This window comes from Deltaproteobacteria bacterium HGW-Deltaproteobacteria-4, from assembly GCA_002841765.1.
GTDB lineage: Bacteria > Desulfobacterota > Desulfuromonadia > Desulfuromonadales > UBA2197 > UBA2197.
Window position 1 is genome coordinate 29,764 of the sequence record PHAV01000020.1, and the last position, 14,683, is coordinate 44,446.

The following is a 14,683-nucleotide window of genomic DNA, read 5'->3' on the forward strand; positions in this document are numbered from 1 at the left end:
TTTACGTTGTTTCGATCAATATCGAAAGGGTTGATAATACATACTAAAGTAAGGTCCCTGTTCACTTTAAAAAGGGGAACGACCGCCTCGTCCCATGAGGCTGCGCAGTCCCTTGGGACCTAGCTGCTGCATCTTCTTCATCATTTTTTGCGCTTCGCTGAAACGCTTGATAAGTACATTGATATCCTGAACCGTGGTGCCGCTCCCCTTGGCGATCCGTAAACGCCGCGAGCCATTAAGGAGATGATGATCGCGGCGTTCGGCAACTGTCATCGAGTTGATAATTGCTTCGATTCGTTTCAATTCTTTATCCGGGGCCTGCATCCCCTGAGCTTCTTTAAGGGCTTTGCCGGCGCCGGGAATCATGCTGATAATTGACTCCATGGAACCCATTTTTTTGATGGTCTGCATCTGATCACGGAAGTTTTCGAGGGTGAAGCCTTCCTTTTTTACCCGCTTTTCCAGGGCCAGGGCTTCATCGCGATCGATGGCACCTTGCGCCTTTTCAATCAGCGAGAGGACATCCCCCATCCCGAGAATGCGTTGCGCCATGCGGTCGGCGTGAAAAACCTCAAGAGCGTCGAGTTTTTCACCGATACCGGAAAACTTGATCGGTTTGCCGGTGACCGCCCGCATGGAAAGAGCGGCGCCACCGCGGGCATCGCCATCCAGCTTTGTCAAGATGATACCGGTTATTCCCAGCTTCTGGTTGAACCCTTCGGCGATATTCACCGCTTCCTGACCAGTCATTGCGTCAGCAACAAGAAGAATTTCTTTTGGAGACAGACTCTCTTTGATGCGCACCAATTCGGACATCAGTGCTTCGTCGATATGCAGACGTCCGGCCGTGTCAAGAATCAGAGTATCGTAGCCGTTCAATTCTGCAAAACGACGCGCTTCGGTACAAATACGCACCGGATCCATGTCGGCTTTTGCATCGAAAACCGGGATGTCGAGTTGGCGCCCCAGGGTCTTCAGCTGCTCAATGGCAGCAGGGCGATAGATGTCGGCAGGTACGAGGAGCGGCGAACGTTTTTCTTTGCGCAGGCGCAGGGCCAGTTTGCCGCAAGTCGTCGTTTTTCCGGCCCCCTGGAGTCCGCAAAGCATCACTGCTACAGGTGGACGGGCATCCAGATTGAGATGATTGGCTTCCCCCTCGCCCATGAGGCGACCAAGTTCTTCACGAACGACCTTGATAACCTGTTGCCCCGGAGTCAGGCTTTTGAGGACATTTTGACCGATGGCATTTTCACGGACTGACGCGACAAAATCTTTGACAACCTTGAAGTTAACATCGGCTTCGAGAAGAACGAGGCGCACTTCGCGCAACGCTTCCTGAATGTTTTCCTCAGTCAGTTGGCCTTGGCCGCGTAGCTTTTTGAAAATGCTCTCAAATTTTTCACTGAGCGTATCGAACATGGGATATCCCAGGAAAGTTTTGCAAAATGCGAAATATAGAGAAGCCCTCTGTTGTTGTCAAGGGAATATCTCTTGGGCGGTGAATTTCCCCCCCTGATATTGATAGACTTCGGCCGGCGGGAGGCCTTGTCCAAAAAGGAGATTCTGGATTCTTTCGGCATCATCCGGGGTATAGCGCAGGGCCAGTCCACAATCAGAACTGATCTCCCGGGGTGCGGGTATCAACAGTATCGGTACCCCGGCCCCCTTCAATATTTTTTCCGCTTTCATTACCCGATGAATAGAGTGAAAGACCGCAATGAAATCATTTTCGCGAACCATGGCAGTATCCTTTTAGCGTAATTGACTTTCTTTGGCAGTTACGGATAAACTTAGAAAAATGTTGAAAGGTTTTATAGTGTCCTCTTTCGCAATCAATCTCTCAGGGCTCCTTGGTTTTGCCTTCCTTGCCAACATTCCTCTCGGTTATTTACGGCAGCGCTCCTTGCGTTTTTCCTGGCAGTGGTTTTTTTATATACACGCGTCAATCCCCCTGATTATTTTCCTGCGAGTTTGGCTCAATTTTGGCTGGAAGTGGATTCCTCTGACCCTCGGCTGCGCCGTTTTGGGTCAGATGGCGGGGGGGCGCTTACTCCGGCGCCTGCAGCGATGAGTCCCCCTGTACGGCGTAATCGCATGTTCCACCCGGCGGCGGCCGGAGCCGTTCTTGACGCTTTGACCCGGAACATGGGGGTACGTGAACGTCTTGAGCCTTATCGTGCCTGGAAAGTCTGGGCCGAAGTGGTCGGGCCGCAGACTGCACAACATGCCCAACCCTTTCGTTTGCGGGGCGGGGTTCTCGAGGTGCGGGTCGATCATCCGGTCTGGATGCAACAATTACAACTGCTTAAGCCGCGGATTCTCGAACGTTTAAATCGTGCTATCGCCCCCGGGGTGTTGGAGGATATTCACCTCCGTCATGGCCAGCCGGAAATTCCTGTTCCCGTAATTCCTACGGAAGAGATAGTGTTGCGCCCCCTGACCCCGGCAGAGGAGGGGGAGCTTAATCGACTCCTTCCTCCTGACGAAGACGAGCTCCATAATGCTTGGCGCAAGCTTTTGCTCCATCATCTCTTGAGCAAAAGTTAATCCCGCTTTTCAACAAAATCTCCTGCCAACATCCGCACTTCTTCCGAATAACCCTCCCCTTCATAAAGAAATAACGGTGGTTCAATGGTCAATCCCGGTCGGCCATTGCGCCGTCCCTCGATCAGGACGAGGTTGGCGGCATTCTCCCGCCGCGGGTGGATGCAGCGGAGTCGCTTCGGTTCGATCATTTTAGCGGACATTTTAATCAAAAGTTCCGGAATTCGTTCCGCCAGATAAATGGCATAAAAACGTCCGCCATTTTTGAGGAGATAGTGGCTCGCGTCGAGAAAATCGTCAAGGCTGCCGTGCAGTTCGTGGCGGGCAGTAGAGCGTTGCTCTCCAATGGAAATTCGTCCGCTTTCCGGTCGCCGGTAGGGAGGATTGGTGATAACGCCATCGAGGGATTGCGCTGCATGAGATTTACGCAGATCGCGTAAATCTCCCGGAATAATGTCAATTTGTTTTTCAAGATTATTGAGAAGGATATTTCTGCACGCCTGGTCGGCGCTGGCCGGATCTATCTCGATCCCGGTCATCTGTATCCCTGCTTCGCGACTAGCTAAGAGCAGGGGTAATACCCCGCTGCCACAGCCAAGATCGATCCATCTTTCCCCCGCCTTAATCCGGGTGAAGCTGGCCAGAAGAACCGGATCGATGGTAACGCGGAACCCCTGCCGCGGCTGGATAATTTGCAGTTTGCCGTAGCCGAGCGTGTCAAGGGTTTCATCGGGATGAAGGAGGGGAAGCAAGTCGGGGCAGGGGGGAAACTCATTCATCGGCAAAAAGAATATTCTGTGCAGAGCTGCGGCGCGGGTCGACGCGGGCAAAGTGGCGATAAGCAAGGGAAGTCGCTATTCGTCCCCGCGGCGTCCGGTTTAAATAACCCTGCTGAATCAGGTAGGGCTCAATGACGTCTTCGATTGAACCTTTCTCTTCGCCAATAGCTGCGGCGAGGGTTTCAAGACCGACCGGACCGCCGGAGAATTTATCGATGAGGGTCAAAAGGAGGAGGCAGTCCATGTGGTCAAATCCACACAGATCGACTTCGAGGCGGCGTAGAGCCAAGGCGGCCAAGTCCTGATCAATGCGGCCATTGCCAAGGATTTCAGCAAAATCCCGTACCCGCCGCAACAGGCGGTTGGCGATGCGGGGGGTGCCGCGGGAGCGCCGGGCAATTTCATCAGCGCCGTCTTCGGTAATGGGAATCCCCAAAATTCCGGCGCTGCGGCGGATAATAACCGCCAGTTCATCCGGCGTATAGAACTCCAGGCGGGTAATGACCCCGAAGCGATCACGTAAAGGTGAGGAGAGGAGGCCGATGCGGGTTGTGGCGCCCACGAGGGTAAAGCGGGGGAGGTCGAGTTTGATGGTCCTGGCGGAGGGGCCCTGACCGATCATGATGTCGAGCTGGTAATCTTCCAGTGCCGGGTAGAGGACCTCTTCGATGACCGGGGAAAGACGGTGGATCTCGTCGATAAAGAGGACATCGCCGGCTTCGAGATTGGTGAGGACAGCCGCCAGGTCGCCGGCTTTTTCGATGACCGGACCCGAGGTGCTTTTGATACTGACCCCCATCTCGGCGGCAATAATGTTGGCCAAGGTAGTCTTGCCCAGTCCCGGTGGACCGTAAAAGAGGACGTGGTCGAGAGTCTCGCGGCGTGAGCGGGCAGCGTCAATGAAGACCTGAAGATTCTCTTTGGCCTTGATCTGGCCGATATACTCTGTCAGCCGCCGCGGTCGCAGCGACGCCTCAAAGTTATCGTCATCGGCAGCAAGATCGGGCGTAATGATCCGTTCGTTCGTCATTCTGCTCCTAACGCATCAAGGCTTTCAACGCGTTCTTGAGGATCTCTTCCAGCGGGGTCTCCGGAGTAATAACAATGGCAGCCAGTGCCTTACGCGCCTGTACATCTTTATAACCGAGATTGAGCAGGGCAGAAAGGGCGTCTTCCGCCTGGTCAGACGACGGGGGCATAACAAAATCTCGTCCCCGGTCAAGCAGGTCGCCAGAGAGATCAAGCTTATTGACCTTTTCTTTGAGTTCGAGAACGAGACGTTCCGCACTCTTCTTGCCGATACCGGGCAAGGTCGCCAGTCTTTTCACGTCGCCAGCAGAGATGGCCTGCCGGAGATCACCCGGGCTGGCGTGCGAAAGGATATTAAGCGCCAGTTTCGGCCCGACTCCGGCAACGGAGAGGAGGAGGATAAAGAGGGAGCGCTCGTCAGCCGTCAAGAAACCGTAGAGGAGAAGGGCATCTTCGCGAACGTGAGTATGGATATGAAGTTTAACTGTTCCGTCATCGGGCAGGGAATAAAAGGTCGAAAGGGGAATCAAAACCCGATAACCGACACCGCCAGCCACCTCGATAATGATCTGGTCGGTTCCTTTGCTGACGAGTTGACCGGTCAACATGGCAATCATGAGCGCCTCAAATGGTTAGCCGTTTTCAACATACGTTCAGAGTGAAGGACATTGGTGTGGGCGTGACAGATAGCAACGGCCAAAGCATCGGAGGCATCTTCCTGAGCAATTTCGGGGAGTTTTAGCAGGGTCTTGACCATCTGCTGTACCTGGATTTTCTCAGCTTTACCATAGCCGACAACAGCGCTCTTGACCTGTAACGCGGAATATTCAAAGACCGGTAAGCCGTGATTGACTCCGGACAACAGGGCGGCGCCGCGTGCATGCCCAAGTTTAAGGGCGGAGAGGGCATTCTTGGCGAGAAATATTTGTTCGACGGCAACTGCTCCCGGTGCGTAGTCACTGATCACCTGACAAAGTCCATCATAAATAAGCTTGAGGCGGTCGGCAAGTTCCATATCGGCGCGGGTAAAGATGCCGCCGTTATCGACATGGATCAGTCGGTTCCCGACTTTTTCAATGATGCCGTAACCGGTGACCCGCGTCCCCGGGTCAATCCCTAATATGCGCATCAAAAGTCCATGTATGCTTCATCCGAGAATAGCTTCCATCTCTTCATCGGAGATGTCGAAATTGGCATAAACGTTTTGCACGTCGTCGTAATCTTCGAGTTTCTCCATCAATTTCAACATCTGCTCCGCTTGTTTCCCTTCCAGTTTTACCATGGTTTGGGGAATCATCGTCACCTCGGCCGATTCCCACTTCAGACCTTGTGCAGCGATGGCATCGCGGACGGCTGTGAAGCTGGACGGTGCAGTGATAACCTCAATCGAATCCCCTTCCTCATTGACATCGTCGGCCCCTGCTTCCAGAGCAATCTCGAAAATCTGGTCAAAATCATAACTGCTGGGGAGAGAGATCAAACCTTTACGATCAAAAAGGAAGGAGACGGAACCAGTGACACCGAGGGTGCCGTTGTTGCGACTGAAGATATGACGGACATCGGCAACAGTCCTTTGCCGGTTGTCGGTCATGAATTCAACAATAATCGCCACCCCGCCCGGGCCGTAGCCCTCAAAGCTGTCTTCTTCATAGACAACGGAGTCGAGGTCGCCGGTCCCTTTTTTGATCGCCCGATCGATGGTATCCTTCGGCATATTTTCAAATTTGGCTTTATCGATGGCTGTGCGCAGACGGGCATTGGCATCCGGATCGCCGCCGCCGGTCTTGGCTGCTACCGTAATTTCGCGAATAATCTTGGTGAAAATCTTTCCTCTTTTCGCGTCCTGAGCGCCTTTACGGTGTTTGATGTTCGCCCATTTACTATGACCTGACATGGTATTAATTCTCCTTGTCCGAATTTGTCCGACCGTTTGACGGCAGCATTCTATAGCACAAAGGAAGCCCCTTCGGCAAGAAGGACGTCAGTAAAGAGAAGGGCCGGATATCCTGTTGATATCCGGCCGTTGATATTTGATTGCACTGATAAAAATTAAAGAGGCGACCAATTTTCATGGTCGCCTCTTTAATTTTTCTGGCGGGGCTGACGGGACTTGAACCCGCGACCTCCGGCGTGACAGGCCGGCGTTGTAACCGACTCTACTACAGCCCCGAAACAGGTCTGGGAATAAAAATTGGTGGGCGAAACAGGGCTCGAACCTGTGACCCTCGGCTTGTAAGGCCGATGCTCTCCCAGCTGAGCTATTCGCCCGTTGAGTCAATGGCGGGGCTGACGGGACTTGAACCCGCGACCTCCGGCGTGACAGGCCGGCGTTGTAACCGACTCTACTACAGCCCCAAAGGTTCTTTTGAGACAGAGAACCGGCAGCCAGTGGGGCCGCCGGTTCTCTGAATTCTAGCTGGACATTATTGAAAAATTAAGCGTTGACAGCATCCTTGAGGACTTTGCCAGCTTTAAATTTCGGGGTTTTAGCGGCGCTGATCTTGATCGCCGCACCAGTCTGGGGATTCTTGCCGGTACGCTCAGCGCGCTCACCAACGCTGAAGGTTCCAAAACCGACCAATGCAACCTTGTCGCCTTGTTTGAGGGCTTCAGTCACCGTTTCAATAAGAGCTTTGAGGCACTTTTCCGTGTCTACCTTGCTGAAGCCCGTCTTCTCTGCCATTTCGTTGACAAGATCTGCTTTAGTCACAAAAACCTCCATGCTTTAATTGATTAGGATGAAACTGCTTCAATGCGGAGTGTTTATAACAGAGCCGTTTTGTTACTGTCAAGAAAATATTTGGTCAAAATCACCGCTGCTCACTGTACAGTTGGAGCCTCGGCGGTTATGACTCTTTCTTCTCGCTTCTCTGCAGGTGCAAGGAGGGCTGCTTCAAGGACTTGATCCATATGGTTGACGGGAATAATTGTGAGTCCCCGCTGGACGCTGGCCGGAATCTCCGTCAAATCCTTGCGGTTTTCCTCAGGGATGAGAACGCAAGTAATGCCCGCTCTTTTTGCTGCCAGCAACTTTTCCTTGAGACCGCCAATGGCCAATACCCGGCCGCGCAAAGTGATTTCACCGGTCATGGCTAATGCTCTATCGACAGCACGTCCTGTCAACGCCGAGGCGATGGCTGTGGCCATGGTAATCCCGGCGGATGGTCCGTCCTTGGGGGTTGCCCCTTCGGGGATATGGATATGGATATCGAGACGTTGGTAGAAATCCTTTTCGAGTCCGAGTTCCTGCCAGCGTGAGCGGACATAGCTGAGGGCCGCCTGGGAAGATTCGCGCATGACCTCACCAAGTTTGCCGGTAACGGTCAATTTTCCGCTCCCCGGCAGAACCGTAGTTTCTATAGTCAGGGTCTCACCGCCAACTGCGGTCCAGGCCAGACCGGTGGCGATGCCGACCATATTTTTAATTTCGAGGGCTCCGTAAGAATAGGTGTGAATGCCAAGATAGCTGCCAACCTGGCGGGAAGTCACGGTCACAGCTTTCTTGCTGGTCTGTGCCGCCAGGAGTTGCCGGGTCAGTTTTCGGCAGATGGCGGCTATTTCCCGTTCCAAATTGCGGACTCCCGCTTCCCGCGTATAATAGCGGATGATCTCATAGATTGCAGAATTGCTGAATTTAATCTGGTTTGGCGGGAAACCGTGCACTTCCAACTGTTTGGGGAGGAGGTAACGACGGGCAATATGCAATTTTTCTTCTTCGGTATACCCCTCCACCCGGATAATCTCCATGCGGTCGAGTAGGGCCCGTGGAATCGTGTGCAGGGAATTTGCCGTGGCGATAAACATCACCGCCGACAGGTCGTATTCAACATCCAGGAAGTGATCGCCAAAAGTATGGTTCTGCTCAGGGTCAAGGACTTCGAGTAAGGCCGACGAAGGATCTCCGCGAAAGTCGGTGCTCATTTTGTCAATTTCATCGAGAAGAAAGACGGGATTAACGACACCGGTTTTGCGCATTCCGTGGATAATCTTGCCGGGCATGGCGCCGATATAGGTACGCCGATGACCACGAATTTCGGCTTCGTCTCGAACGCCGCCAAGGGAAATGCGGACAAACTTTCTTTCCAGAGCTTTGGCGATCGAACGTCCAAGGGAAGTTTTCCCTACACCAGGAGGCCCGAGCAGGCAGATAATTGGTCCCTTGATCTTTTTGACCTGCGCTTGCACTGCTAAATATTCCAGGATTCGTTCTTTGACTTTTTGTAATCCGTAATGGTCAGCTTCAAGGATCTTTTCCGCTCGTTGCAGATCATGACGATCTTTACTCGCTTTTTTCCAGGGAATCGAGACGATCCAGTCGATATAGTTGCGGACCACCGTCGCTTCGGCAGACATGGGTGACATCAGTTTCAGTTTACGCAACTCAGCCAAAGCTTTCTCTTTTGCTTCTTTTGAGAGACCGACAGCGTTAATTCGTTCTTCTAATTCACGTAACTCCTGCTTGAAATCGTCCTTTTCACCCAGTTCTTTCTGGATGGCGCGCATCTGTTCGTTGAGATAATACTCTTTCTGACTCCGTTCCATCTGGCTCTTGACCCGACTGCGGATTTTCTTCTCGATGCCGAGGATCTGCAGTTCGTGTTCGAGGAGAGTGAGAAGACTTTCCAGGCGCAGGAGGGGGTTGATCTGCTCCATGATCTGCTGTTTGTCGGAAACTTTGACATTCAATTGCGGAATAATCGCGTCAGCAAGGCGTCCTGCAGCCGTGATTCCGGAAATCGAAGAGAACATCTCCGGCGGGATCTTCTTGCTAAGGTTGATATAGCTTTCAAAGGCGGCAAGGACACTCCGACTCATCGCTTCAATCTCGTCCGAGTCCGCTAACAACTCCTCTTCCAGGACGACTTTCGCATAAAGACATTCTGGACGTTCTTCGAGGCCGATGATACGGGCCCGTTCCTTCCCTTCGATCAGAACCTTAACGGTCCCGTCAGGGAGTTTGAGCAATTGAATAATCTGTCCGATAACACCGACTTCATAGAGATCCCCTTGGAGCGGGTCATCGACTTTCGGATCGCGTTGTGTTGTCAGGAAGATAAGGCGCTTTTCAGCATTGGCCGCTTCCAACGCCTGAATGGAGCGTGGGCGGCCGACAAAGAGTGGCGTGACCATCGCCGGAAAGATGACGATGTCTCGCAAGGGGATGAGGGGGTAGAGAGTTTCATTGGACAAGCTTGAGACTGCCTGCCCTGATTCAGGATAGTCGGTCATGACTCAAGCCCTTGGGGGAAGGTTGGTTGAATAAATCTACCGCCAGTTTTTAGGTGCAGTTGTTCAGGCCGATTCAGCGCAGTCCTGAAGAACCAGTGGTCGCGCGACACCCAAAATTGCGTCCTCGTTGATGACGACCTCGCGGACGCGATCAAGGGAGGGAATTTCATACATGACGTCAAGCATGGCATTTTCGAGGACGGAACGGAGACCACGGGCGCCGGTTTTCCGTTTCAGTGCTTGCTGTGCGACCGCAATCAGGGCGCCATCAGTGAATTTGAGGTTAATATTGTCGAGTTCAAAGAGCTTTTGATACTGTTTGACCAAGGCATTCTTCGGCTCCTTGAGAATAGAGATCAAGGATTCTTCGTCGAGTTCGTTCAGGGTGGCGATGACCGGCAGGCGGCCGACAAATTCAGGAATGAGGCCGAATTTGAGAAGATCACCTGGTTCGACCTGTGCAATGGCTTCGCCAGTCGACAGATTGTGGCGCTGCTTGGTTATCGCCCCGAAGCCCATCGACTTGGTGCCGATGCGCTGGGAGACGATGCTGTCGAGACCGGAGAAGGCGCCGCCACAGATAAAGAGAATATTCGTCGTGTCGATCTTGAGGAATTCCTGCTGCGGGTGTTTCCTTCCCCCTTTGGGAGGAATATTGGCGAGGGTCCCTTCGATAATCTTGAGCAGGGCTTGTTGCACTCCTTCGCCAGACACGTCACGCGTGATCGAGGGTGAGTCGGTTTTGCGGGCAATCTTGTCGACTTCGTCAATATAGATGATGCCGCGCTGCGCTTTTTCGATATCCCAGTCGGCAGCCTGGAGGAGGTTGAGGATAATATTTTCAACATCCTCGCCAACATAACCCGCTTCGGTCAAAGTGGTGGCGTCAGTGATGGCAAAGGGGACATTGAGCACCTTGGCGAGGGTCTGGGCGAGGAGGGTCTTGCCACTGCCGGTCGGGCCGAGGAGGAGGATATTGCTCTTCTGTACTTCAACATCGCCGCCACTGCGGAGGTAATTCACCCGCTTGTAGTGATTGTAGACCGCAACCGCCAAGGTCTTTTTAGCGCGCTCCTGACCGATGACATATTCGTCAAGAGTCTCTTTAATTTCGACGGGGCGGGGCAAATCAGACGAGGCTTCGGCACTGTGCGACTCGGATTCATCATCCATGATATCTTTGCACAGTTCGATACATTCATTGCAGATAAAGACGGAAGGACCTGCAATCAATTTGCGAACATCATTCTGCTCTTTGCCGCAGAAGGAACAGATTAACTGCCCGGAATGATCACTTTTTTGGCTCACTTTTTCAGCTCCATAGTATGAGGTTTACGCGTTACTATAGAGTCAACAATACCATATTTGCAAGCTTCCGCGCCACTCATGAAGAAATCCCGCTCGGTATCGGCAGCAATCTTCTCGACCGACTGGCCGGTGTGGTGGGCAATAATCCCATTTAAAATGTCGCGCATGCGGAGAATTTCCTGGGCGTGAATGTGGATGTCGCTCGCCTGCCCACGGAATCCACCCAGCGGTTGATGGATCATGATTCGCGAGTTGGGGAGAGTAAAACGTTTGCCCGCGGCTCCGGCCGCGAGAAGGACGGCCCCCATACTTGCTGCCTGTCCGACACAGATTGTCGAGACCGGCGCTTTCAGGTATTGAATCGTGTCATAAATCGCCAGTCCGCCGGTGACGACGCCGCCGGGCGAATTGATATACAAAAAGATGTCCTTCTCCGGATCTTCCGAGTCGAGAAAGAGGAGTTGGGCAATAATCAGGTTGGCAAGGTGATCATCGATCTCACCCCCTAAAAAGATAATGCGATCTTTGAGCAGGCGCGAGTAGATGTCGTATGATCTTTCGCCCCTGCCGGTCTGCTCAACGACGAATGGTATCATAGCCATTACTTACTCCTTCTCTTCGGTCGTCAACTCTTCCTTGTCAACCTCAGTCAGCTGGGATTTATCAAGGAGGAAGCGGATGGTCTTCTCTTCGCTTATCTGAGCCATCAAGCCAATGCGAGCATCTTCGCGGGCGTAATGCTTGCGCACCGCCTCGATCGGAGCATTGGCCATCGTTGCAATCTCTTCAAGGCGGCTATCGATTTCAGCCTCTTCGACGGTGATCCCTTCCTGAGTAGCAATGGCGGTCAGAATCAGCGTTCCCTGGACCTGACTGATGGCCGTGTCCCGATACATCTGCTTAAATGATTCCTCGGTCATTCCCATCATCTCCAGCTTCATTCCCTGGCTTTCCAGGCGCTGGCGGATATTCGCGAGCATATAGCCGAGCTGATTCTGCACCAGAGTCTCCGGAACTTCCAGGGGATTACGCTCGATCAGGGCGGTCACCAGGCGCTCGCGCAGATCACCATCAATGCGATTGATCTCTTGTCTCCGGGCATTCTCGGTCAATTTTTCCCGCAGTTCCGCCAGTGATTCCAAACCAAAACCTTTGGCAAATTCGTCGGTCAACACCGGAGCAACCTTTTCTCGCACTTTTTTCAAGGTCACGGCAAAGACCGCTGCCTTGCCGGCAAGGTCGGCGCTACCGTATTGCTCGGGGAAGGTGACCTGAACATCACGAGACTCATCGACCTTCATGCCGACAACCTGCTCTTCGAAGCCGGGGATGAACTGTCCGGAACCGAGTTCCAGGGTAAAATCCTCAGCAGTTCCTCCATCAAAGAGGACGCCATCGACCGAGCCGGAGAAATCAATGACGACGTGATCGCCGAGGGCGGCAGTATCACGGCTGGAGTCGACAATTTCGGCACGTCCTTGCCGCATCTCTTCGAGTTGTGTTTCGATCGATGTTTCGTCAAAGACGAAACGTTCTTTCTGCAGGACCAGACCGGTGTAATCGCGGGCGGTCACTTGCGGACTGACTTCAACCTCAGCGGCATAAGTAAAGGGTTTTCCGTGTTCGATCAGGCTGTTGTCAATAATTTTCGGGTCGCTAAGGACGTTGATGTCGTGGGTGTCGAGCGCTTTCACGTAACTGTCATTGATCAGGCGGTTGATGACCTGCTGCTCCATTTGCGGCGCATAGTATTGCTCAAGGATGGGGCGGGGGATCTTGCCGGCGCGGAAACCTTTGATTTTGGCGCTCTGACCGATCTTCTGGTAAGCCTTTTCAATTTCAGTCGCGACCGTTTCGGCAGGGACTTCAAAGGACAGGCGTTTTTTGATGCTGCTGATCTCTTCTATTGTGACGTTCATGGGTTTGCTCCTTGCGATTTTAATGGGGGTGTTGGATTGTGAAAAAAGAGACAGACCGAACCCTGCTGGGCTACGGTCTGGACGTAGAGTTAATGAATTCAGGAACCGTCAAAAATTATTGAAGGGTGACGGCTTGGTGCGAGAGAGGGGAGTCGAACCGTTATGGGGTAGAAAAGTAGGTTGCCCGTCCTACTGACTGTATTCATTTTACCCAATTAAATTCCTTGGAACCTAAGTTTTTTCAATACTTAGATTTATTCTCTTGTCCCCGACTACGCATTTTTTGAAAGAACAACTAGTTGTGCATTAACTCACAGGCGAGAGTGGATCGACTCGAACCGTGTTTTTCACATTTCATCTACGATCCAGCACTGTGCTCCAGATGCACCATGATGGGCTTAGTATGAAAAATGGTGCGGGCGAGGAGACTTGAACTCCTATACCTTGCGGTGCCAGATCCTAAGTCTGGTGCGTCTGCCAATTCCGCCACGCCCGCAAGCGAACGAGCTATATACACCAATCAGAGATATTAATCAATATGAAAAGGAGCTGGATTTTGGGAAGTTAACTAGCAAGTTTGTAAAAAAAAGATCCATGCGAGAAAGAAATCTCCGAAAACGCGTAACATCTCCTTCAGTTCGAATTCGGCGGTGCTCGGTTATGAACCCCAATGTCGGTGCGGCTTCGCCAAGAAGATGACCTCTGCATTTTTTTGAATGTCACGCCCCCACTGGAGGATTTGAAGATAGATCACTAAATCGAAAATCCGACACAAAGCGTCTCGGCTTTTGGTTTCTTATGAACAGCACGATCGAAAACATTTTGTGAGCCTACTATAAGACAGAGTTTCTTAGCCCTGGTGAGGGCTGTGTATATCAGACTTCTTTCAATCATATCGCTATCGACGACACAACAGATAGCGGTTACATCCATCTCAGACCCTTGGCTTTTGTGTATCGAGATGGCGTAGGCGGGCATCATTCCAACATCGAACATGGCATCAGTGTCGAGAGTAAGAGGCTGAGGGTGTCCCTCCAAATCGAAGACACCCACCAACTCACCATTTGTTATCTCAATGCATCTGAGGACACCCATAGTGCCGTTGAACAGATCAATATCATTCTTCGTTTCGGTAACAATAACGGGATCATTTTCATGTAGCCAGAGATGCCCGAGCGCTATTCGCTTCGCATCGCCATTGAGCTCATTCTGGAGGTGCTTATTTATTCTGTGTCCAGAATCGGGCATCCGTTCTGACATGTGAGGAGTAAGAATCTGGGCGGTGGGGAGTCTTGTCTTGATATTACGGAGAGCCTCCTTGATTTCCTGCTTAGCACATGGGACAAGAAAAACGCCCTCATCTTCTCCTGCCCATACTTGGAGTACATCGATCTGGCGGTCTTTTCCTTTTTCATCATATTTCCTCATCTGCATTGCAAGTTTGTGAATTGGTGAATTTTTCTTCTGACGAAGAACCTCCGTTAAGTTGACGCGAGGGATAGCTGCTGATTGAGCCATTTTGTGCCAAGCGATGCCAAAACCAACCGGGCTGAGCTGCTCTGTGTCGCCAACGGTAAGAAGGCTGAAATTCTTGCCATCGAAGAGGTTCAGAAGATTATTAAACAGGGCAACGTCGACCATTGAGCATTCATCGATGACAATTAAGGGATTGTCATATTTTGAAAGATCTATGACACCACTCTCGACCCTAGCGATTAGTGCATGAATAGTCCACGGCTTAATCTGGTGAGCGGTAGGAGTAGTTATGTCGTTTACAGCGAGGGTGTAAAAAACTTTGTGTAAATGGTCATCGTCGGTTACAACCCGTAACCACTGGAGGAACCGATGGCCATACCGAAAGACGTGCTCGACTGC

The 14,683-nt window shown here is 52.0% G+C and carries 15 protein-coding genes and 4 tRNA genes; 2 read left to right on the plus strand and 17 right to left on the minus strand.

Annotated features, from left to right (window positions below):
- Nucleotides 1-66: 66 nt before the first annotated feature.
- Together CVU69_12385 and CVU69_12390 are read right to left on the minus strand one after the other, a co-directional pair.
- Entirely contained in the window at nucleotides 67-1,419 is a 1,353-nt protein-coding gene (locus tag CVU69_12385) for a signal recognition particle protein (GenBank protein PKN11475.1), read from the minus strand.
- A 57-nt stretch (nucleotides 1,420-1,476) separates the two neighbouring features.
- Entirely contained in the window at nucleotides 1,477-1,740 is a 264-nt protein-coding gene (locus CVU69_12390; protein PKN11476.1) for a hypothetical protein, read from the minus strand.
- Nucleotides 1,741-1,816: 76 nt separating this feature from the next.
- Here CVU69_12390 and CVU69_12395 point away from each other — a divergent pair, with 76 nt between their 5' ends.
- Together CVU69_12395 and CVU69_12400 are read left to right on the plus strand one after the other, a co-directional pair.
- Entirely contained in the window at nucleotides 1,817-2,071 is a 255-nt protein-coding gene (locus CVU69_12395) for a hypothetical protein (GenBank protein ID PKN11490.1), read from the plus strand.
- Complete coding sequence (locus tag CVU69_12400; protein PKN11477.1) at nucleotides 2,068-2,547, plus strand: hypothetical protein; 480 nt, start codon at nucleotides 2,068-2,070, stop codon at nucleotides 2,545-2,547. The genes CVU69_12395 and CVU69_12400 overlap by 4 nt, the downstream gene beginning before the upstream one ends.
- Here the strand turns inward: CVU69_12400 and CVU69_12405 are convergent.
- The 15 genes from CVU69_12405 to CVU69_12475 all read right to left on the minus strand — a co-directional run.
- On the minus strand, nucleotides 2,544-3,323 hold the full coding sequence (locus tag CVU69_12405; protein ID PKN11478.1) for an SAM-dependent methyltransferase: 780 nt from the start codon (nucleotides 3,321-3,323) through the stop codon (nucleotides 2,544-2,546). The genes CVU69_12400 and CVU69_12405 overlap by 4 nt on opposite strands.
- Nucleotides 3,316-4,353 (minus strand): Holliday junction branch migration DNA helicase RuvB, encoded by a 1,038-nt coding sequence (locus CVU69_12410; protein ID PKN11479.1) that lies wholly within the window; start codon nucleotides 4,351-4,353, stop codon nucleotides 3,316-3,318. The genes CVU69_12405 and CVU69_12410 overlap by 8 nt, the downstream gene beginning before the upstream one ends.
- A 7-nt stretch (nucleotides 4,354-4,360) precedes the next feature.
- Nucleotides 4,361-4,969 carry a Holliday junction branch migration protein RuvA gene (locus tag CVU69_12415; GenBank protein ID PKN11480.1) on the minus strand — a complete coding sequence of 203 codons (609 nt, stop codon included), beginning with the start codon at nucleotides 4,967-4,969 and terminating at the stop codon, nucleotides 4,361-4,363.
- Complete coding sequence (locus CVU69_12420; protein ID PKN11481.1) at nucleotides 4,966-5,481, minus strand: crossover junction endodeoxyribonuclease RuvC; 516 nt, start codon at nucleotides 5,479-5,481, stop codon at nucleotides 4,966-4,968. Before CVU69_12420 ends, CVU69_12415 begins: the two co-directional genes overlap by 4 nt.
- A gap of 18 nt (nucleotides 5,482-5,499) precedes the next feature.
- Nucleotides 5,500-6,246: a YebC/PmpR family DNA-binding transcriptional regulator gene (locus tag CVU69_12425; protein PKN11482.1), complete on the minus strand. Its 747-nt coding sequence runs from the start codon at nucleotides 6,244-6,246 to the stop codon at nucleotides 5,500-5,502.
- Between the two features lie 198 nt (nucleotides 6,247-6,444).
- Nucleotides 6,445-6,521 (minus strand) — tRNA-Asp (locus tag CVU69_12430).
- A 23-nt stretch (nucleotides 6,522-6,544) separates the two neighbouring features.
- Nucleotides 6,545-6,620, minus strand: a tRNA-Val gene (locus CVU69_12435).
- 10 nt (nucleotides 6,621-6,630) lie between these two features.
- Nucleotides 6,631-6,707 (minus strand) — tRNA-Asp (locus CVU69_12440).
- Nucleotides 6,708-6,786: 79 nt separating this feature from the next.
- Nucleotides 6,787-7,062 carry a DNA-binding protein HU gene (locus CVU69_12445; protein PKN11483.1) on the minus strand — a complete coding sequence of 92 codons (276 nt, stop codon included), beginning with the start codon at nucleotides 7,060-7,062 and terminating at the stop codon, nucleotides 6,787-6,789.
- Nucleotides 7,063-7,172: 110 nt separating this feature from the next.
- Nucleotides 7,173-9,581: an endopeptidase La gene (locus CVU69_12450; protein PKN11484.1), complete on the minus strand. Its 2,409-nt coding sequence runs from the start codon at nucleotides 9,579-9,581 to the stop codon at nucleotides 7,173-7,175.
- Between the two features lie 63 nt (nucleotides 9,582-9,644).
- Nucleotides 9,645-10,889, minus strand: a complete 1,245-nt coding sequence (locus CVU69_12455; protein ID PKN11485.1) for an ATP-dependent Clp protease ATP-binding subunit ClpX — start codon at nucleotides 10,887-10,889, stop codon at nucleotides 9,645-9,647.
- A complete protein-coding gene (gene clpP, locus CVU69_12460; GenBank protein PKN11486.1) occupies nucleotides 10,886-11,491 on the minus strand; it encodes an ATP-dependent Clp endopeptidase, proteolytic subunit ClpP in 606 nt (201 codons plus the stop codon). The genes CVU69_12455 and clpP overlap by 4 nt, the downstream gene beginning before the upstream one ends.
- Nucleotides 11,492-11,494: 3 nt before the next feature.
- The gene (gene tig / locus CVU69_12465) at nucleotides 11,495-12,808 is read right to left on the minus strand and encodes a trigger factor (GenBank protein PKN11487.1); all 1,314 of its coding nucleotides are present in this window, start codon (nucleotides 12,806-12,808) and stop codon (nucleotides 11,495-11,497) included.
- A gap of 411 nt (nucleotides 12,809-13,219) precedes the next feature.
- Nucleotides 13,220-13,304, minus strand: a tRNA-Leu gene (locus tag CVU69_12470).
- Nucleotides 13,305-13,561: 257 nt separating this feature from the next.
- Nucleotides 13,562-14,683, minus strand: a 1,122-nt coding sequence (locus CVU69_12475; GenBank protein PKN11488.1) for a DNA helicase RecD, incomplete at its 5' end; no start/stop codon positions are given.